At 53.3% G+C, this 19,967-nt stretch carries 23 protein-coding genes; 22 read left to right on the forward strand and 1 reads right to left on the reverse strand.

Going from position 1 to position 19,967, the window contains the following annotated elements:
- Positions 1-123: 123 nt before the first annotated feature.
- From C7445_RS12415 to C7445_RS12430, 4 genes are all read left to right on the forward strand, one after another.
- The gene (locus C7445_RS12415; RefSeq protein ID WP_074693577.1) at positions 124-891 is read left to right on the forward strand and encodes a ParA family protein; all 768 of its coding nucleotides are present in this window, start codon (positions 124-126) and stop codon (positions 889-891) included.
- A complete protein-coding gene (locus C7445_RS12420; protein WP_134160778.1) occupies positions 884-1,735 on the forward strand; it encodes a ParB/RepB/Spo0J family partition protein in 852 nt (283 codons plus the stop codon). The genes C7445_RS12415 and C7445_RS12420 overlap by 8 nt, the downstream gene beginning before the upstream one ends.
- Before the next feature lie 42 nt (positions 1,736-1,777).
- Positions 1,778-2,485: a DUF554 domain-containing protein gene (locus C7445_RS12425; protein ID WP_134160780.1), complete on the forward strand. Its 708-nt coding sequence runs from the start codon at positions 1,778-1,780 to the stop codon at positions 2,483-2,485.
- Between the two features lie 149 nt (positions 2,486-2,634).
- Entirely contained in the window at positions 2,635-3,153 is a 519-nt protein-coding gene (locus C7445_RS12430) for a DUF4446 family protein (RefSeq protein ID WP_134160782.1), read from the forward strand.
- Between the two features lie 56 nt (positions 3,154-3,209).
- Here the strand turns inward: C7445_RS12430 and yyaC are convergent, their stop codons facing one another.
- Positions 3,210-3,821 (reverse strand): spore protease YyaC, encoded by a 612-nt coding sequence (gene yyaC, locus C7445_RS12435; RefSeq protein WP_243835175.1) that lies wholly within the window; start codon positions 3,819-3,821, stop codon positions 3,210-3,212.
- A 93-nt stretch (positions 3,822-3,914) separates the two neighbouring features.
- Here yyaC and C7445_RS12440 point away from each other — a divergent pair, with 93 nt between their 5' ends.
- The 18 genes from C7445_RS12440 to C7445_RS12525 all read left to right on the forward strand — a co-directional run bounded on the left by C7445_RS12440 (position 3,915) and on the right by C7445_RS12525 (position 19,962).
- Positions 3,915-4,523, forward strand: coding sequence for a hypothetical protein (locus C7445_RS12440; protein WP_134160786.1), 609 nt, complete (start codon positions 3,915-3,917; stop codon positions 4,521-4,523).
- A gap of 28 nt (positions 4,524-4,551) precedes the next feature.
- Positions 4,552-5,406 (forward strand): mechanosensitive ion channel family protein, encoded by an 855-nt coding sequence (locus C7445_RS12445; RefSeq protein WP_243835176.1) that lies wholly within the window; start codon positions 4,552-4,554, stop codon positions 5,404-5,406.
- A gap of 15 nt (positions 5,407-5,421) precedes the next feature.
- The gene (locus C7445_RS12450; protein ID WP_134160788.1) at positions 5,422-5,658 is read left to right on the forward strand and encodes a DUF951 domain-containing protein; all 237 of its coding nucleotides are present in this window, start codon (positions 5,422-5,424) and stop codon (positions 5,656-5,658) included.
- A complete protein-coding gene (locus C7445_RS12455) occupies positions 5,621-7,657 on the forward strand; it encodes a molybdopterin-dependent oxidoreductase (protein ID WP_134160790.1) in 2,037 nt (678 codons plus the stop codon). Before C7445_RS12450 ends, C7445_RS12455 begins: the two co-directional genes overlap by 38 nt.
- Positions 7,658-7,986: 329 nt before the next feature.
- A complete protein-coding gene (gene ychF, locus C7445_RS12460) occupies positions 7,987-9,087 on the forward strand; it encodes a redox-regulated ATPase YchF (RefSeq protein ID WP_134160792.1) in 1,101 nt (366 codons plus the stop codon).
- Between the two features lie 117 nt (positions 9,088-9,204).
- Complete coding sequence (gene rpsF, locus C7445_RS12465; protein ID WP_134160794.1) at positions 9,205-9,492, forward strand: 30S ribosomal protein S6; 288 nt, start codon at positions 9,205-9,207, stop codon at positions 9,490-9,492.
- A gap of 18 nt (positions 9,493-9,510) precedes the next feature.
- Positions 9,511-9,987 carry a single-stranded DNA-binding protein gene (ssb, locus tag C7445_RS12470; RefSeq protein ID WP_134160796.1) on the forward strand — a complete coding sequence of 159 codons (477 nt, stop codon included), beginning with the start codon at positions 9,511-9,513 and terminating at the stop codon, positions 9,985-9,987.
- 87 nt (positions 9,988-10,074) lie between these two features.
- Positions 10,075-10,305, forward strand: coding sequence for a 30S ribosomal protein S18 (rpsR, locus tag C7445_RS12475; RefSeq protein WP_134160798.1), 231 nt, complete (start codon positions 10,075-10,077; stop codon positions 10,303-10,305).
- 164 nt (positions 10,306-10,469) lie between these two features.
- Positions 10,470-10,766 carry a MazG-like family protein gene (locus C7445_RS12480; RefSeq protein WP_243835182.1) on the forward strand — a complete coding sequence of 99 codons (297 nt, stop codon included), beginning with the start codon at positions 10,470-10,472 and terminating at the stop codon, positions 10,764-10,766.
- A 120-nt stretch (positions 10,767-10,886) separates the two neighbouring features.
- Complete coding sequence (gene rplI / locus C7445_RS12485; protein WP_134160802.1) at positions 10,887-11,330, forward strand: 50S ribosomal protein L9; 444 nt, start codon at positions 10,887-10,889, stop codon at positions 11,328-11,330.
- Positions 11,331-11,333: 3 nt separating this feature from the next.
- A complete protein-coding gene (gene dnaB, locus C7445_RS12490; protein WP_424923014.1) occupies positions 11,334-12,719 on the forward strand; it encodes a replicative DNA helicase in 1,386 nt (461 codons plus the stop codon).
- Complete coding sequence (locus C7445_RS12495) at positions 12,716-13,174, forward strand: hypothetical protein (protein WP_134160804.1); 459 nt, start codon at positions 12,716-12,718, stop codon at positions 13,172-13,174. The genes dnaB and C7445_RS12495 overlap by 4 nt, the downstream gene beginning before the upstream one ends.
- A gap of 24 nt (positions 13,175-13,198) precedes the next feature.
- Positions 13,199-13,888 carry a response regulator gene (locus C7445_RS12500; RefSeq protein ID WP_134160806.1) on the forward strand — a complete coding sequence of 230 codons (690 nt, stop codon included), beginning with the start codon at positions 13,199-13,201 and terminating at the stop codon, positions 13,886-13,888.
- Positions 13,889-15,652, forward strand: a complete 1,764-nt coding sequence (locus C7445_RS12505) for an ATP-binding protein (RefSeq protein ID WP_134160808.1) — start codon at positions 13,889-13,891, stop codon at positions 15,650-15,652. It abuts the gene before it with no gap.
- Positions 15,649-16,965, forward strand: coding sequence for a two-component system activity regulator YycH (gene yycH / locus C7445_RS12510; protein WP_243835177.1), 1,317 nt, complete (start codon positions 15,649-15,651; stop codon positions 16,963-16,965). The genes C7445_RS12505 and yycH overlap by 4 nt, the downstream gene beginning before the upstream one ends.
- A complete protein-coding gene (yycI, locus tag C7445_RS12515) occupies positions 16,962-17,801 on the forward strand; it encodes a two-component system regulatory protein YycI (protein ID WP_134160810.1) in 840 nt (279 codons plus the stop codon). Before yycH ends, yycI begins: the two co-directional genes overlap by 4 nt.
- Positions 17,802-17,851: 50 nt before the next feature.
- Positions 17,852-18,658, forward strand: a complete 807-nt coding sequence (locus C7445_RS12520; RefSeq protein WP_134160812.1) for an MBL fold metallo-hydrolase — start codon at positions 17,852-17,854, stop codon at positions 18,656-18,658.
- An 89-nt stretch (positions 18,659-18,747) separates the two neighbouring features.
- Positions 18,748-19,962: a S1C family serine protease gene (locus tag C7445_RS12525; RefSeq protein WP_243835178.1), complete on the forward strand. Its 1,215-nt coding sequence runs from the start codon at positions 18,748-18,750 to the stop codon at positions 19,960-19,962.
- The last annotated feature ends 5 nt before the right edge of the window (positions 19,963-19,967 follow it).

Raw genomic sequence — 19,967 nt, forward strand, 5'->3', positions numbered from 1 at the left:
TGGGTGTATGCTAGAATGCGTTGTTTTCTCCATACTTTTTCGCCACATCCACCAGGTTTTGAAGTAGAATGATAAAAGTCCGTGACGTTATGGTCACCCACGTATTTGTAAGGAGGACTGTTTGTGTCCAACGCCCGTGTGATCGCCATTGCAAATCAAAAAGGTGGCGTGGGGAAGACGACAACTGCAGTCAACCTTGGCGCGTGTTTAGCAACACTGAATCAGCGCGTCTTGCTCATTGACATCGATCCGCAGGGCAACACCACGTCCGGTGTGGGCATCAACAAGGCGGATGTGAAGTACTGTGTGTACGATGTCATCATCAACGACGTCGCGATGGCGGATGCGATTATGCCGTCAGGGTTGGAGAATTTGTCGCTTCTGCCTGCTACCATTCAGCTTGCCGGTGCGGAAATTGAGTTGGTACCGACCATCTCGCGTGAAGTTCGCTTGCGGCGGGCAATTCAAACCATGCGTAATCAATATGACTATATCGTGATCGATTGTCCGCCATCACTGGGTCTTCTAACTGTGAATGCCTTAACGGCTGCGGACTCTGTCATGATTCCGATTCAGTGCGAGTACTACGCTCTGGAGGGATTGAGTCAGCTCCTCAATACCGTACGTTTGGTGCAGAAACACCTGAATACTTCACTTGAAGTTGAGGGTGTCGTTTTGACGATGTTGGATGCGCGGACCAACTTGGGATTGCAGGTTATTGAGGACGTGAAGAAGTTCTTCCGCGACAAGGTCTACAAGACCATCATTCCGCGAAATGTACGTTTGAGTGAAGCACCAAGTCACGGGAGACCTATTATTCACTATGATCCGAAGTCACGTGGAGCCGAATCCTACATGGAGTTGGCGAAGGAAGTGATCGGGCGTGACTAAACGCGGTTTGGGGCGTGGGCTCGATGCTTTGATTCCGCAGTTGAGTGTATCCGACGAAGATAAGGTCGTATCTGTCGACATCCGCGATTTAAGGCCAAATCCATACCAACCTCGGCGTACGTTCAATGAGGAGAAGCTTCAAGAACTGTCGAATTCGATCCGTGAGCACGGGATTATTCAACCACTGATCGTGCGGAAGAGTGAAATTAAGGGGTTTGATATCGTCGCAGGTGAACGGCGTTTTCGAGCGGCTAAGCTTGCCGGACTTCAGGTCGTGCCTGCGGTTGTGCGTGATTTTAGCGATGTCCTTCTGATGGAGATTGCGTTAATTGAGAACTTACAACGAGAAGACTTGAATCCCATCGAAATTGCAGACGCTTACGCCAATTTGATCGAGAAGTGTGATCTAACCCAAGATGAATTGGCGAAGCGAGTTGGGCAGAGTCGCAGTCATATTACAAATATGCTGCGTTTATTGCAGTTGCCGAGTGAGATTCAAGATATGGTTTCACGTGGAACCTTGTCGATGGGGCACGCACGCGCCTTGCTTTCTGTCGAAGACAGCGATGTACAGCTAAGTTTGGCTGAGCAAGCCGTGCGAGAAGATTGGAGTGTTCGTAAATTAGAAACGGTGATTTACGAACCTAAGAAGAAAGTTTCACGTGAAACCAAGTCGAACAATTTGCCAGCCGAATTTAGACGGTATCAGGAACAGGTACAAGCGTATCTTGGTACGTCGGTTCGTATCCAACCAGGGAAAAAGCGTGGCAAAATTGAGATCGAGTATTTCTCGGATGAAGATTTGAAACGCATAATGGATTTGATGCTTCTGCATGCACCATGAACTTGGATGTCAGCTAAGCACGATTTTAGATGAGGTGAACGTATGTTTCTGTTCGGAACCGTCGTGGACGCATTATCCATCATTCTAGGAACGGCGATCGGGATGATGCTTCCACGAATTCCGGACCGAATGCGCGACACGGTAACAAAGGGACTTGCACTCTGTGTGATCGTCATTGGCCTTAGCATGGCTCTGAGTGATATGTCCGACATCCTGTTGATCATTATCTCCATCGTCGCTGGAACAATCCTGGGAGAGTTGCTGAATATAGAGGGCGTGCTGAACAAGATTGCACATCGATTGGAACGTGTGGTGACACGGATCTATCGTGGCCCCATCGCGGAAGGTTTTATTTCATCTACTCTATTGTATTGCATCGGATCCATGGCGATTGTCGGTGCCATCCAGGATGGCATTCAAGGTGAACATAGGACTTTGCTTGCCAAGTCGATGCTAGATGGATTTATGGCAGTTGTGCTGTCCTCCACACTCGGACTAGGTGTTGGTCTGTCAGCCATTCCGGTTTTTTTGTACCAAGGTACCATTGCGTTTGTTTCGCACTTGGTCGGTAACGTGTTGAACACACCAATGTTTATCGACACGGTGACAGCGACAGGAGGCTTGTTGATTGTCGCTATCGGGCTGAATATCAGTGGCCTAGCCAAAATTGCTGTCGGAAACATGTTGCCAGCGATTGTGCTGGCGCCAGTTTGCAAAGAAGTGGTACACGTATTCCATGGCATTTTGTGATATTCTAGCCCAGCATGGTCTGGATGATGCAACCAATGATTGGATGACGGAAGGAATGGCGATCACGCTATACTACAACCGTTCGCGTATTCGGGGTTCTCTGCAATACATCCCGTATGTATCCTTTTGCGAAAGGACGACACGCCACAATGAGCTTAGCTTCTCTACAGCCGTACACCCTGGATATCGCGTTAGCGAGCGGTGCAGTGGCCATCATTTGTTTTATCCTTGCAGTGTCCAGTTTGGCACGAGCATCAAGTTTACTCCGGAAATTCAATCGATTACGGGAGATCAGCTCAGCCGCGGACTTGGAGCAGGTATTTACAGAAACCAAGGATGCAGTTCAGTCTTTGCAAGAGCAGCTGAGCGCCGCAAAGGCACATATTTCACAGTTAGAGAAAGCGCTGAACAAAAAAGTGTCAACTCCTGTGATTCGTCGGTATAACGCATTTTCGGAAGTGGGCAGCGATCTGAGCTATTCGGTTGCGTTCCTCGACGATGAAGGGGATGGTGTTGTCCTGACATCCATTTATGGTCGAGAAGATTCCGTAACGTACGGAAAGCCAATTGAAGCAGGGGAGTCTCCGTATCTTCTGACGGAGGAAGAGCAAAGCGTGATATCCGGTGCGATGGGCACTTTAGAGCGTCAGCCTGCAAGAATTTCATGATGATACATCGGGACTAGCGTGGTGCTATTTCGTGGGGATGTGAACAGGCAGTTGGTTCACATCCCCACTCGCATTGCCGTCGATCGTTGCCATGTTTGCAGGCTCGACGACAACGCCTGTGCCACGATATCCGACATGCGCATGACAATTCCGAGGCGCGTGTTCTGCAGCACGAAGTACTCCATAAAGCCACTGACATTCACAATTCCTGTGATTGTCAGATCTCCGAACTCTGGCAACACTTTTTTGACGCCAGCCCCGGGGCGTAAAGGGCCACGTTCGATGGCGATTTGGCCAACGTGATCGAACTTGCCAAGACAGGCGTCTATCGCGATGATAAACGGGCGTTCGCTATAGATTGTCTCGATTTTGTCCAGAGTTGCACTCAAATTGACGGCGTGCACTGGCTCGTCCAGCGTGCCTAACACGTCGACGTTGGGAATGAGGAGGTTATGACAAAGGCGAGAACCGATGATGGGACCAAACGCATCACCGGTTGAACGGTCTGTACCCACACAGACAATTACAATGCGCTGTGACCGGACGGAATCAAGAATGCCATCCAAATGTCTCTCGAGTTTCTGTGCCGCGAAGGTGTCGTCCAAGGAAACGCGACCGATCACGTCCCCGGTTTCAACTGCAGGAGTCTCTATCTGCCGATTGTTCACGGGATATCCCCCTAGCATGGAATATTCCCAGTATACGTTGGCGTAGCATCAACTATACCTGTCCAAGATTCCTGTAAATTAGGGGAGACAAGCGTGATTGACCTGTGTCTATTCGTAGAGGTCTGCTGGGTTTGGTTGTGGATTCGAACGAAGTCAGCCGAGCGGGCGCTTTTGTACATGGCGGCCATTTTGACCTCTATGTATGTGGCTTTGCATCTCACACCATGGTTTGTACGGACATTCATTCAAACGGGGGCTGCATTTTCGTGGCTCTTACGGGAGATATCCTTGAACACACACGCCGTTGGGTGGATGCAACACATCGTACCGCCTGTTCCCACTTCCGGTGTGGACGCGTCAACATATTCACGATGGCTAAGCCTGCAGGTATTACACACCTTGGTCACTATTCTGATGGCTTGGGCAGTCTTTATGGTGTTTGTTGCCGCTGATTCACTTGCAGAAGCGGTTTGGGACGAGCCGGAACATGTTCAATACGTTGTGGGCGAGCGAATGTTCCGGAATCTTGCTGGGATGTTTGCTGGATTATGGATCGCAGCCACCACATTGTCCCTGCTGGTGACGTTGGACTGGATTCAGCCGTTTCAGCCAGTTGCGGAGCATGCAATCCGGTCGTTGAGTTATCAAGGGTTGGATATGATTCTGCGTGCCATACCCGGACTGCGCGTTATGATATCATGAGCATAATGCGGGACAGGGGGGTGGACGATTGCAGTCGTTCTGGAAACATATTCAGGACAAGGCGTTCAGCGACATGCCGAGCGTGGAAGTGGTCATCTGGGACGTCGTAAAAATCGCCGTGTTTTACTTGCTCGCAAGGCTCGTCATCCGTGCAGGTATCCGCATCATGAAGCGTATGCTCGCTATGCATACGCGCATGGAATTGCGGCGAAAGGCAACTATGGAATCACTATTTGCCAACGTGATTCGTTATACCGTGTATTTCGTACTTGTTGTGCAGATATTGGCGGTTTTTCATGTCAACGTCTCGGCGATCCTCGCCGGTGCAGGTATTGTCGGTGTAGCCGTTGGGTTTGGAGCCCAGAGTCTCGTCAAAGACGTGATCACGGGGCTGTTTATCTTATTTGAAGATCAGTATGCTGTGGGCGATACGGTTCAAATCAATGGATTCACGGGGACGGTTGTATCCATTGGTGTTCGCTTGACTCGCGTTCAGGCGTGGACGGGAGAAGTGCAGGTGATTCCAAACGGACAGATTGCGATGATCACCAATTTTTCGCGAACCCATTCCACGGCGGTGATCGATATCACGGTTCCGTACGACACGGACGTCAATCAAGTGAAATCAGTCATGGAGTGCGTGCTCAGTGCGATGAAGCGGGAGCAGCCAGATGTTCTGACTGGTGATATCCATGTGCTTGGGGTTCAAGAAATGTCCAACTCGAATGTGGTTGTCCGGGCTACAGCCATCTGTGCGCCGACGAAAAATGCGTCCGTTCAACGCGAAGCACAGGAACGGATTAAGGAAGCTCTTGATAGGCTACAGCAAACGGAAGCTGAAGGTGGCTACCAACATGGCACGGGGGAGTTGGCGACCGAATGATCAGGGGGCGATATCATGCCGATCTCGTTTGGCCTAAACGACATAGTAAAGATGAAAAAGCCACATGCGTGCGGAGAAAACATGTGGCAAATCATCCGGCTGGGCATGGATATTCGCATCAAATGTCAAAGGTGCGGTCACAGCGTGTTGATTCCAAGAGCGCGCTTTGAGCGGTTGGTTCGCAGTGTGATCAAGAAGGGGGAGGAGGCCAACGATGAAAGTCAAAACAGCATGTCCGATGGACTGTTATGATGGTTGCAGTATTCTTGCCGAGGTCGATGAAACGGGCAATATTAAGCTCGATGGCAATCCAGAGCACCCGATTACAAAGGGTGCTTTGTGCAACCGTGGTAGGCAACTGAGCGTACGGCGTAACAGCGAGAACCGGGTATTGCATCCACTCAAACGAGTGGGTGATGGGTTTGTTCAAATCTCCTGGGAGCAAGCGATCGCCGAAATCGCTCAGCACGTTCATACGACGCTTGATGAAGTGGGGCATCATGGTATATTCCACTGCTATGACTGGGGTTCTGGAACGCTGCTGAAGAATTTGAATCAGCGCTTTTTTTACGGACTTGGGGGTTGTACCGAGACGGTCGGGAGCTTGTGCTGGGATGCGGGGCTTACAGCACAAACGTACGATTTCGGCCGCGCAAACAGTCATGCTCCTGAGGATACAGCGGAACATGCACAGGCCATCGTCGTCTGGGGACGCAATGTGGCTAACACCAATGTGCACATGACTCCGTTCATCAAGACAGCCCAAGCACGTGGGGCTCAATTGGTGGTCATCAGTCCGCTGGCACAGGACCTCGGCCGCCGTGCAGATAAGTGTATCTATCCGCGCCCAGGGACGGACGGTCTTTTAGCTCTTGCCGTGCTTCGCATCTGCCGCGACCGCGACTGGCTCGATCACGAATTTATCCGCGAGGCCGCGCTTGGCTGGGAAGAGATTGCTACCGAACTCGATGTCTACGATCCCCAGATGGTTGCTTCGCTGACCGATGTGCCGATCGAGGACATCTACTGGTTGGCTGAGCTATACGGGCGTAAACGACCTGTGGCGACCATTCTTGGCATTGGCATGCAACGTTATGCGCAAGGTGGACAGACGGTGCGCGCCATCGACGCCCTGGCTGCTGCCACGGGTCATGTCGGCATACCGGGCGGAGGTGTGAGTTATGCACAGCGTCAACTTGCCCTCTTTTTTGACGAAGAGGCGTTGACAGGGCGTAGTCGAGCCGACGTTCGCGCGTTTGAGCGGACCACACAGGCAACTGACATTCTCTCTGCCGATCCGCCGATTCGCGTCGTATTTGTCACACGCACGAATCCGGCGTTGCAGGTGCCTGATTCGGCACTGTTCCGCAAGGCGTTCGCGTCCATACGTTGCAAGGTTGTCATCGATACGTTCATGACGAAGACGGCGGAAATGGCTGACTATGTCCTGCCGTGTACGAATGTACTGGAAGAAGAGGATGTCGCCTACACGACGATGTGGCATGACTACGTGAGCTATGTCCGACCCGTCGTTGAGCCAAAAGGGGAAGCGAAGCCAGATTGGCAGATCTTCGCCGATCTCGCTAGTGCGCTTGGCAGGCCCGATATCATGGCGGGGAGTGTGGAGGCGTGGATCGACATGGCGTTGTCCAAGTGGCCACAGGAGAAAATTGAGGCATTGAAAGAGCATGGCTTTGTCAAATTAGATGTGCCGCCTGTTGCCTGGGCGGATCGCAAATTTGCTACACCAAGCGGGAAGTTTGAGTTTGTATCGAGTTTGGCGATTGCGGATGGGCATCACCCTGTCGCACGTATCGAGATCGACAAGCTGCAAAGGGGAACTGAGGCGTATCCGTATGTTCTCCTGACCATCCATCCTCGCAAATGGCAGTTGTCGCAGCGCGAGACGTTCCCGGAAGCCCGTAAGGAATATCCAATCGTCGAGATTGGACTTGCGATCGCGCATGAACAGGGGATTGCCGATGGCGACGTCGTCTATGTGGAAAATGAGCGGGCTCGGATTCAGGCGATTGCTCGCGTGCAAGCAGCCGGACATGCGAAGTCAGTGCGCCTTGAAATTGGTTGGTCGGGACAGGGCGTGACTGCGAACGACTTCACGGATACACGAAAAGCCGATTTCGGAAGCCAAAGTGCCCAGTACGATTGTTTTTGCAGTATTGCTCGCGTTCAAGAAGAAGAGCCCTCCAGACGAGAGCTCTCCGCAATCGCACCGGCAAATACCGGTCAGTGAGTGTAGCTGTAGGAATTACGACGCATGATAACGGGGTCTTGTCCGGTTCGCACGAGCGGAGGGTCCAGTTTCGATGGCCAATGCTTTCGGTGAGAGCTTGCGGACCCTCAATCGACGCAAAAGTCGACGCAGCATTCGCAATCACCTCCTCAGTGGATTAGTATTCCTACGTGGAGATTCTCTATCCAGGTAAATGTCCGGGTTACGACTGTATTGACAAAAATTTTTTTGATTACGCGTACCGGACGTTTATGAATCTCCAATTGTGCTTTGCCAGTTGGGGACAACCGTCTATACTTATCCTGCAAAGAACACGGCGAGGTGTCAACATGCCACTACAGGCTGGAATTGTGGGCTTGCCAAATGTCGGCAAGTCGACTTTGTTTAATGCTATCACGAAGGCTGGGGCAGAGGCCGCAAACTATCCTTTTTGTACAATTGATCCGAATGTCGGTGTCGTGGAAGTACCGGATCCGAGGCTGCAAGGGTTAGCGAAAATCGTACATCCGAAGCGGATCGTACCGACAGCCTTTGAGTTTGTCGATATTGCAGGTTTGGTCAAAGGGGCAAGTCAGGGTGAGGGGCTTGGGAACCGGTTTCTCGGCCACATTCGTGAAGTCGACGCCATTGTTCATGTTGTTCGTTGCTTTGAGAATGGCGACATCACGCATGTGTCTGGTTCTGTTGATCCCATCCGGGACATCGAGACTATTGATCTCGAGTTGATTCTGGCTGACCTGGACACTGTCCAAAAACGTTTGGAGCGCACCAAGAAGAATATGAAGAGTGGCGATAAGCGCTTCAAGATGGAAGCGGAAGCCCTCGAACGTTTGGCGGCTTCTCTGGAAGCGGGACAAGCAGCCAGAACCGTTGAACTCAACGACGAAGAGCAAATACTGCTACGGGATCTTCATTTATTGACGCGCAAGCCGGTTCTGTATGTGGCCAACGTGGGGGAAGAAGATGCTTCCGACAGTTCTGGCAATCCGTACGTAAAAGCGGTTGAATCAAGGGCAGAGGCCGAAGGGGCACAGGCAGTGGTTGTCTGTGCACAGTTGGAATCGGAGATTGCTGAACTCGAGGGAGAAGATCGAGATGCCTTTTTGTCCGATCTCGGCCTCGCCGAGGCTGGCTTGGATAGGCTGATCCGCAAGGCCTACCAATTGCTTGGGCTGCGGACGTACTTTACAGCTGGCGAACCTGAGGTTCGGGCGTGGACGATTCGCGCCGGAACCAAGGCTCCACAGGCGGCTGGCGTCATTCACAGCGATTTCGAGCGCGGCTTTATCCGGGCTGAGGTGGTCGCTTATGAAGATTTGATTGCCGCTGGCGGTTATCAGGCTGCCCGAGAGCAGGGCAAGATTCGTTTGGAAGGCAAGGATTATGTTGTGGAAGATGGCGACGTGATGCACTTTCGCTTTAACGTCTGATGAATTTTGCTTGTGAAGTTTGGATGTTCGTGATAGCATAGACAATCGGTGCATGATCTATGCTGCCAACATCCTTGCTCCGCAAGGGGCCATCAGACCAGAAGGAGGTGTCACGGTATGCGTCAGTACGAAACGATGTTCATTGTGAATCCAACGTTGGAGGCTGAGCAGACCTCTGGGTTGGTTCAGAAATATCAAACGCTCATCTCTGAACAAGGCGGTCAAATCGACGAACTTCAGGAGATCGGCAAGCGTCGTTTGGCGTACGAAATCGAAGGCAACCGTGAGGGCTACTACGTGTTGTTCAAATACACGGCGGGCACAGATGTGTCCAAAGAGCTCGAACGAGTCATGCGCATCGACGAAAATGTCGTTCGTTATTTGACGGTCCGCGTAGGTGAGTAATTCGCGGAGGGGAAAACGATGCTGAACCGGGTCATTTTGATTGGACGGTTGACGGCGGATCCAGAACTGCGCTACACAAACAGCGGAACGGCAGTTGCGTCGTTTACGCTGGCGGTGGATCGGATGCGTTCAGGGCAGACCGGCGAGCGCCAGACTGATTTTATCAACATTGTCGTGTGGCAGAAGCAGGCCGAGATTGTCGCGCAGTATCTGCAAAAAGGCAGATTGGCGGCGGTGGATGGCCGCCTTCAGATTCGGACCTACGACAATCGGGAAGGTCAAAAAGTTCGCGTCGCGGAAGTGGTCGCGGAGACGGTTCGCTTTTTGGATCGCGGATCGGATACTGGCCAGTCAACTGCTGGCTTCGGCGGTGGCACTACACCAATGAACAGACCACGTCCTGATCGGAGTTCAGCGCCTCCTCTTTACGAAGATGATCCGTTTGCGGATGACAGCCAAACCATCGATATTTCGGAAGATGACTTGCCTTTCTGATTTCTGAGCCCAGGGCCAGACAATTTCTCGCACGGCTGTGTGGGACAGGCGTAAGGCTGCTGGAGAAAACGACGAGGAGTGAGTGGAATGCCGCGTAAAGGTCGTGGTGGAAAGCGCCGCAAGGTATGTCAGTACTGCGTCGATAAGATTGACTACGCAGACTACAAAGACGTAGGCCGTTTGAGCAAGTTCTTGACGGAGCGTGGTAAAATCCTCCCGCGGCGCATTTCTGGAAACTGCGCGCGCCATCAGCGCCAGGTGACGGTCGCTATTAAGCGGGCTCGCCAGATTGCGTTGATGCCATACACAACAGAGTGAGCTGTCTAGATACGGCGAATGGCCGTTCGGGATTGCGGATTGCCCGCAATTTCGGGCGGCCTTTCTTCATCTCGCTGCAGCAGGACTTATCCGTGAACTTGTGGAATGCGTTAAGATATAGGATTTGCCGAGTGCACCAATTGGGAGGTAGCGCGGTGACTGGTATGGAAGCGGAGACAAACTTGACGAGGAAGCTGCAAGCTGTGGAGCATGATCGAATTGAGTTGGTGCAGCAGGCGGTTGAGGTTTTACGCAGTGTCCAATCGGGCAACCAGACACTTTTGACCGAAGCGTTAGCTGGCGTCGTCGGTTTCGCATACCTGCTTGGTGTGCAAATGGGCATCGCACCGCATCGGATCGATCGCGAAGTCATAGCGGCCTTTCAGGATGCGCCGTCTGTAGACAACCCACGACGTGAGGAAATGGCGGACGTCGTGCGCCATCTCCGCGGTCGCATCTGATCTAATACGTGGTTGGCGGGACATGCCTGTCCGATCCGAAGGTGACCGATGTTGGTCGGTTTTGCATTTGCGCCCGTATCTAAGCGGCGATACGATGGATTTTGATCGGGGGTCGGTACGATGAAAGTGATCCTTTTACAAGATGTTAAAGGTCAAGGTAAACAAGGCGAGATCAAAGATGTGAGCGAAGGGTACGCCCGCAACTTTCTGTTTCCACGCGGGTTGGCGGAGGAGGCTACGCCTGCTGCCTTGCGGGAGTTGGAGCAGAAACGCGAGAAGGACAGGCGCCACAAGGCACAGGAATTGGCTGACGCAAAGCATTTGGGCGCACAGCTAGAGAATCAAAAGATTGTCGTGAAGACGCAGGCCGGTGAAGGTGGACGCCTGTTTGGAGCCATTACGAGCAAACATATTGCCGATGCGATGAAACAGCATGGCTTTAGCGTCGACAAGCGCAAAATCAGCCTCGGTGAACCCATTAAGTCCTTGGGAGGGCACCGTGTGACCGTTAAGCTCCATCCGGAGGTTCACGTTCAGGTGCTCGTCTACGTCGAGGCGGAATGACGGATGGCCATGGCGAGTGAGGGTGCCGTCTGGCAATCGACAGCTGCGGACACAGGACTTCGCATGCCACCGCAGCAAGTTGAGGCGGAGCAGGCTGTCCTTGGCGCGATGCTAATTTCGCCGGACGCTGTCGCAGAGGCGCTTGAAATACTTGAGCCGGACGATTTTTATCGAGCGGCTCACCAGTCTATATTCCGGGCGATGCGCGATGTCTACGATGCGGGGAATCCAGTCGATGTGGTCACCGTGGCGGCCGCCTTGCGTACGCGCGACGATGCCCTCGATGCCGTAGGGGGTGCGGAATACCTCGCCGATCTCGCCGCTGCGATGCCGACCGCGTTGCATGTCGTTCAATACGCAGAAATTGTGCGCGAGAAGGCTCTCATGCGCAGAATTATTGCGGCTGCCACGCAAATTGCAGAAGCCGGCTATGCGCAGGAAGCGCCAGCGGCAGACGTTTTAGCTGATGCAGAACGTGTGATACTCGAACTTGGACAGTTTCAACGCACTCGGGATTTCACACACATCTCCGACGTACTACAGACGACGTTCGAGCGGATCGAGCAGCTATATGAGAGCGAAGGCAACATCACAGGCGTTCCAACGGGTTACAGTGAGCTCGATAGGATGACAAGTGGCTTCCAAAAGTCAGACCTCATCATTGTTGCGGCTCGTCCTTCTGTCGGTAAGACGGCGTTTGCTCTGAACATCGCGCAGAATGTGGCGGTGCGAAGCGGATTGCCGGTTGCGATTTTCTCTCTCGAAATGTCAAAGGACCAGCTCGTGCAACGTATGCTTTGTGCTGAGGCATACATTGACGGTCACAAGTTGCGCAACGGAACGCTGGATGACGAGGATTGGCCGAAGCTGTCCATGGGTGTGACCACTTTGGGAAATTCGCCGATTTACATCGACGATTCGCCGGGGATCACCGTGCCGGATATGCGCAGCAAGTTGCGCAGATTGAAGATGGAGCATGGGCTTGGTTTCGTCGTGATCGATTATTTGCAGTTGATTCACGGCCGTCGTTCTTCTGGCGAAAACCGTCAGCAAGAGATCTCGGATATTTCCCGATCTCTTAAGCAACTCGCCCGTGAGCTGGAAGTCCCCATTGTGGCGCTCGCGCAGCTCAGTCGTTCGGTCGAGCAGCGTCAGGACAAACGCCCGATGCTCTCGGATATTCGCGAATCTGGGTCCATCGAGCAGGACGCGGATATTGTCGCGTTTCTCTATCGCGATGATTACTATGACCCGGAGACAGAGCGTCAAAACATCGTCGAGGTTATTATCGCGAAGCAGCGTAACGGCCCAACTGGCAAGGTCGAGTTGGTATTCCTCAAAAACTACAACAAGTTTGTCAATCTGGAGAAAGCGCACAGCGGACCATGAACAACGATGATTCGGAACAACTAGCAGGGCTTGGAGCGCCGCGGACACTGACGCGGAAAGAGCGCCGCGAAATGATGCTGAAGCAGCAAAAGCGCCGCCGCCGCCGCAGACGGGCGCGCTTGCGTCGCGTGAAGGCGTGGCGGGCCTTGCGCAGTCTGCAATTCTGGACGCGCACGGCGATCGCGCTCGTACTGCTGCTATTGTTCGCATTTTGGGCGCGTTTCGCGTACGTGTATGACATTCCAAGCTATGCGGCGTCTGTTTTGCCGCCGCACATACGCGCATATGTCACAGTTAAGCCGTGGTGGTTTGGACCGCCCGTGTTCGATCTCGGCCTGTACGCGCCGGATGTGGGCGGCGGTGCGATCCCTGATCCATATGCGGTGTTGCTATACAAGCTGGGACAGTATGCGCCGATATTGACCCACCCACAAATCATCTGGGTGAGCCACTGAACACCGTCGGGAGGAGGGCAGCATGTGCAGCACATTTTGGTCGTCGAGGACGAGGAGCCCATTGCCAACATTCTGCGTTTTGCACTCGAACGCAGCGGCTACCGCGTGACATGTGCGTACGACGGGCGGGAGGCAGTCGATCTCTGGCGGGCACATGCGCCGGATTTAGTATTGCTCGACGTGATGTTGCCAGAGTTAGACGGTTTCGATGTATTGCGCACTGTGCGTCAAACTTCCGGTGTACCGGTCATCATGTTGACGGCTAAGGATGACGAGGTTGACAAGGTGCTCGGTTTGGAGCTTGGCGCAGATGATTATGTGACAAAGCCGTTTAGCACGCGAGAGTTGCTTGCGCGTGTCAAGGCAAACTTGCGGCGGGCTGGCGATGTGCTGAACGATGGTAAGGCAAGCGAGCGATACGTGGTGCAGGATGTGGTCGTCGATCTCGGAGAGTACAGCGTGACGAAGGATGGACAGCCCATTTCGTTGACTCACCGTGAGTTCCAAGTGCTCGCACTGCTTGCGGCGCATCCTGGGCGCGTTTTTACTCGCGAACAGCTGGTCGACCAAGTATGGGGCATCGATTACGTCGGGGACACACGAGCGGTCGACGTCACGATCCGCCGCCTCCGCGAAAAACTCGAACCTGACCCGAGTCAGCCGCGCTATGTCATGACGCGACGCGGCGTCGGTTACTATGTGAGGAACGAGTAAATGCGCTGGCGGAGTCTGCGCGTCAAACTTGTGCTGGTGTACACCTTGCTCATCCTGTTTGCGGTCGAACTGATTGGTGCGTACTTTGTACGAGCCTTGACGTCGTCGCTGATTCACAACCAAGCTGCGGCTGCCAAAAACCAAGCTCAGCTCATGGCGACATTGGTGGCACCCCAAATTCAGAGCGATGCCAAAAGTGTTGGCACGTCCATCACGACCGTCTTGCAATCGGTTCCGCAATTTTTGAATGGAACCGTTTATGTCCTGAACGAGGACGGCTATGTCATGTATACAACCGCAGGCGGGGCGTTAATCGGGCAAAAGCGGATCGACTCTGTCGCAACCGAGGCTTTGTTACATCACTCGAATGCCCAATCGGTACGGTACGATCCGGTTTCAAAAAGCCATCTGCTGGCGATTGCAGTCCCAATCGAGCTGCATGGATCATACCTTGGCATCCTCGAATATGTCTTATCCATCCAACCCACGTATGAGACGATTCATCAGGCGACCAGCATCTTTTACACCGGATCGATGGGTGTCCTGGTACTTACCGTGATCCTGGGGATGGTCGTCGCGCGCGCACTCACGCGCCCTGTGTTGGAAGTGACGCAGCAGGCCCAAATCATGGCGAAGGGCGACTTCTCCCAGCGGTTGGTGGCGAGTGGGAACGACGAGTTTGGTGAACTCGTTGCCTCCATCAACCACCTTGCGGATGAACTTGATGAAGCGCTTGCCAGCAATCGACTGGAGCAGGAGCGGCTGCGCGCTGTCATTACGTCGATGGGCGAGGGTGTCATTGTGCTCGATTCGTCGTGCAAGGTCTTGATGATGAATCGGGCGGCCCGACAAATGCTGCGGACTGCTGCGAGCGAAGAGGACGAAGCACTCGCGCTTTTGCAGCTCGACGAAATGGCGAATGCGGATGTGTCATCCGGTGTCCGCCAAGTGCGTGTCGTCGGCAACGCCATTTTTCATGTCATCCTCACGAGCATTCAACGGCGCGGTCAAATCGATGGATTCGTTGCCGTCGTCCGCGATGTCACCGAGCAGGAGCAGCTCGATCAAGCGCGCCGCGATTTTGTCAGCAACGTTTCGCACGAATTGCGCACACCGTTGACTACCGTGAAGTCATACATCGAAGTTCTGCGCGATCTCGATGATGACGAACATGCAACCAGGCAGGAGTTTCTCGGCGTGATCGCAGAGGAGACGGATCGCATGGTACGGCTCACACGAGATTTGCTGCAACTGTCCGGGCTGGATCGCGGTGGCCCGAGGGCGTTTGCACTAAAGCTGCTGCACGTCCAGCCCTTGCTTGCCGGCGTGGCACAGCGATTTGCGCTGCAAGCATCGCGCCAGCAACTGACGTATCGAGTGCACGCAACCGAACCGTCACTGGCGGTGTATGGGGATGCCGATATGGTCAATCGGGTTCTCGACAATTTGATTTCCAACGCGCTGAAATACACGGCGCCTGGCGGCGAGATCGAGGTTCGGGTGAAGGTGGCTGGAGAATTCGTCACGTTTGCTGTGTCGGACAATGGTATTGGGATTCCCGCTGAAGATTTGCCTCATGTATTCGAACGATTCTATAGGGTCGAAAAAGGGCGCAGCCGGCGGCGCGGCGGGACAGGCCTTGGTCTTGCACTTGCCCGCGAGATGGTTGAGCGCATGGGTGGAGAAATTCGCATTGTCAGTGAACCCAACCGCGGAACCACAGTATACGTATCGTTGCGCCGCGCAGAGGAGGCAATCGTATGATGCTGCGATCCGCTCTGCGAACGGCGAAAACAGCGACTCTCGTCCTGCTTGTGGCAAGCAGTATGGTCTTGAGCTATTTGCTGTGGTCAGACAATCTTCAAGAAGGGACGGAGATTGGTCTGGCCCAGCCACATTCTTTGCCCATCGCAGCGACGCCAAGTTTAACGGAAACGATCCGGCCATATGAGATTGATGTGAAGACTGGCAATAGGTATACCGTGATCCGGCCCGGCAGCAGCGCGTATTCGTTTTGGACCGAGCAATTGCTCACCGTTCGGCCCACGCACCCGGTTGCGACCGTCGACATGCCCAGTAGGATGAGCTTGCGCGTTGCATTTCAGTTCGGCATTCCGCTCGATGGAGCCATCGGCAAGGCGTGGCTGGATGGACTAGGACAAGAGTTGGTCGGTTGGCAGTGCCGCACCATCGTGATCTACGCTATGCCCGGTTGGCGCACGTGCAACATTGCATTGATGGGAACCGATGCAGGAGGACAGACGCAAAATTTCGTCGAGCAAACGCCCCTGTCCGTGCAGTCAATCGAGAGCGCGGCGCAAAGCGAGGCAGGATCGGCACCATACAGCGTATGGAGCGACTTTGAGGGAGAAAGTATGGTTCCCGAAAACGGCCATATGCAACGTATTGTGTACAGTTCTACGGAACCACAAGTGCTACCGCTCATTCAGTCGTTTTTCCTCAATCCACAAGCCATCACCAAAATACAAGAAAACGCTTCAACGACACTCTGGACCGATGGAAGCCGGGCTGTACAAATCGACAAGGGTGTGGACGAGTTGGAATATGAGGACCCGAATGCAGGAGCCTCCGGCCTACATACGGAAGATTATCTTACCGCTATCGATTTCTTGCACGCGCACGGGGGAGGTCCCGAAAACCTTATCGGCTTTGATCTGCTGGGGATGTTGACCGTCAATTTGAATGGGCCAACACTGTCATTTGCGCAGTTTGTCGATGGTTATCCCATTCTCGACAATGCGGCTGATTATAATCTCGATATTGCGAGCGGACACGTACTGGAGTTTGATCGCCCGTTGTGGACACTCGGCACGGTCGTGAAAACAACACAGGTTGGCGTGATCGGCCAAAGTCAACTGGCGTCATCCCTAGAGAGGCTTGGATCACGGGTTAGTGTACACACGTTTCACGTGGAACTTGGTTATATTCCTGCGCGCCAAGGTATGCCTGCAGGTGAGATAGAGCTCGAACCGGCTTACTATGTGACCAATAGCAGCGGCGACGTCTGGGTCTTGGATGCCGTGAACGGAACCGTCATTGCGGAGGGGTTGGCGTGAACTGGGAGGTTGCAAAATCGTGGCTGATCGCGTTGTTTATCGTTCTGGATGCTGTCCTGGGCTGGCAGTTGTATGAGTCAAAGCAGTTGGCTAGCGATTATGCAGAATCCCCCGCAGACTTGCTCGCAAATACAAAGACGTTGTTGGCTAATCATGGTTTCAGTTTGGACACTCAGGTGCCAAGCGGGCAACCCAATCTTGTGACTTTCCAGGCGGATCTCGCCAACCCCAGATTAAGTGCGTTGGTTCAGGCTGCATTCCCAAATCCAAAGGGCAAGTGGACCTACACAGGCAATGTTGGCGTGACGACCAACCAAGGTAGCATTACCGTAACGGCAGAAGGCAACTGGACGGTCGAATATCAAAGTCCAATGCAGATTACGCCGACACACACGGTGCTTTCCTACGTATATCGGGGCAGCGAATACACAGCCGATCCCATCTCGTCGGACCCAAATCACGCGGTATATTATGAGATGGTGGACAACTACCCGATTTTCGATGCCGCCATTGTTAGCACAGAGTCAAAAGGTCTATTGATGGCATACAGCCAGACGCTGGTCGAACATGTTGTGGCGAACAGTTCGCCAAAGCCTGTGATCAGTGCGTTAGATGCCTTGGACAGTTTGGCTGAGGCAGTCGACAAGACCGACACCGCTACGAGCAGCACGGTTGTCAGGGTCGATCTCGGGTACGCGCGTAAGGTCCAGGTCGCGTCAGGCAACCAACAGGTACTGCAAAGCTACTGGTTTCCGGTTTGGCGCATTGTGACGACGGCCGGAACCTATTACGTCAATGCATTTACGGGCGAGGTCGAAATGGCGACCGCGTTTTAATGATTCTGGATGAGAGAACCGAAACGTAATCACCTAAGGAGGTTCCATTCGTGCGCTTTTCAGTACTTGCGAGCGGAAGCAATGGGAACGCCGTCTATATTGAGTACGGCGAAACCAAGATTCTGCTCGATGCAGGCATCAGCGGCAAGCAGTTGCAGATGCGGTTGCAAGCTGCTTGTGCTCGGGAAATGTCTGATTTAACGGCCATTTTGGTCACGCACGAGCACGATGACCATGTCCGCGGTTTGACGCAGGTATGCAAGAGAAGCCATGCCTCGATCTACATGACTGAGGGTACATACGCAAGCCTCCCAGACAAGGCAAAACTCGATGACGAGTCGCGTTTTCATGCGATCCGTGAAGAACAGTCGTTCACCGTTGGCGACATCCAAGTCACTCCTTTTGCCATCTCGCACGATGCGGAACAACCCGTGGCGTTTCGCTTTGATACGCCAGACGCCAGTCTTGCCGTCGTGACCGATCTTGGATATGTCAGCGATCGCCAAAAAGCGCTTCTGCAAAACTGTGACGCATATGTGTTTGAGAGCAATCACGATACGGATATGCTGCGAGCCGGCAGATACCCATGGCACCTTAAACGGAGGATTCTTGGTGACAAAGGGCACTTGTCCAACGTCGATGCAGGTTACGCTCTAATCGACATTCTCCCTGAATCGCCTGTTGAGGTCTATCTGGCTCACTTAAGTGCCGACAATAACTTACCCGATCTCGCCGAATTGACCGTGGAACAAATCGTGATCGACGCGAGGCCAAGACTGGCTGAGGTCCTTAAGCTTAAACGTACAAGTCGCCAAGAGGCAACGGCCTTAACGGAAATTTCCCGGGCAAGGGTATGATCCCATGCCTCAACGCCCAAAATAATCCCTGATTATCGCGTGGTATGGTTTTGGCTCAAACCGCGCAGGCCGGCAGGAGGGGTGTTGAGGTGAACGGGAACCAGGACAGAGGGCAAACGCGCCGTTCAAGGAGGTTACGATCAGGGACTGTGGCTCGCTGGATGACAGCGGTCGCCTTGTCGGCACTTTCAGGATCCGCTTTGACGATTGGGTTGACACGCGTTTCTGCACAAAGTCATCATGTGGCTGCGTCGAAGCCCATTGCGACACGTTTGGTTGAGCAGCCCATGATGATTCAAATTTCAAGCGATGTCACACAAGCAGTTCGTAAAGTAGAACCGAATGTGGTTGGAGTCGAGAATTATCAACTGGTCTCCAACTTTTTCTCCCAGCAATCAAAACTGCAGGCTACCGGCATTGGAACTGGTGTCATGTTTTATAAGGACGACAAGTTGGCGTATCTGGTCACCAACAATCATGTGGTTGAAGGTGCCGCGAAAGTGGACATTGTCCGTGATTCGGGTAAACACTATAATGCTGAGGTCGTGGGCACAGATCCGTACACGGATCTCGCGGTTTTGAAGGTCCCGGCGAATGTGTTCAAAGGCGTCGATCCCATTAACTTCGCTGATTCCGATAAAATTGAAGCGGGGGAACCAGCCATCGCCATCGGCACCCCGTTAGGACTGGACTTTGCGGACACGGTGACAAGCGGTATTGTAAGTGCGAAGTCGCGCATTATGCCGGTACAGGATGAGGCAACTCAACAGACCTTGGATTATCAGACGGTGATACAAACGGACGCTGCCATCAATCCAGGCAATAGCGGCGGGCCTTTGGTTGATATTCATGGCGATGTGATGGGTATTAATAGCAGCAAAATTGTTGCGCAAAATTTTGAGGGTATGGGCTTTGCCATCCCGTCGAACGAAGTCAAAGTTGTGGCCAAGCAACTCATGCAAACTGGACACGCGATTCACCCTGCTCTTGGAATTGAGGCGTATTCGTTGACCTCATTGCCGCAGCAGATGTGGCCGGACGTGCCGGTGGATTACGGTGTTTGGGTGAAGAAAGTCACCTCTCCGGAGACGCGTGCAGCTGGGTTGCGATCCAACGACGTGATCGTCGGCTTGAATGCCGCAACGATTCGCACGATGGCAGATCTGCGGACGCAGGTGTTCCAGACGAAGCCTGGGGATACGGTGACGTTGAAGGTGTACCGGGACTCGCGCCTATTGACGATGCGAGTGAAGATTGGCTCGATGGACACGCAATTGACGACGGGAGATGTGGGCTCTCCGTAAGAAGA

It is taken from the genome of Alicyclobacillus sacchari (assembly GCF_004366795.1).
GTDB lineage: Bacteria > Bacillota > Bacilli > Alicyclobacillales > Alicyclobacillaceae > Alicyclobacillus > Alicyclobacillus sacchari.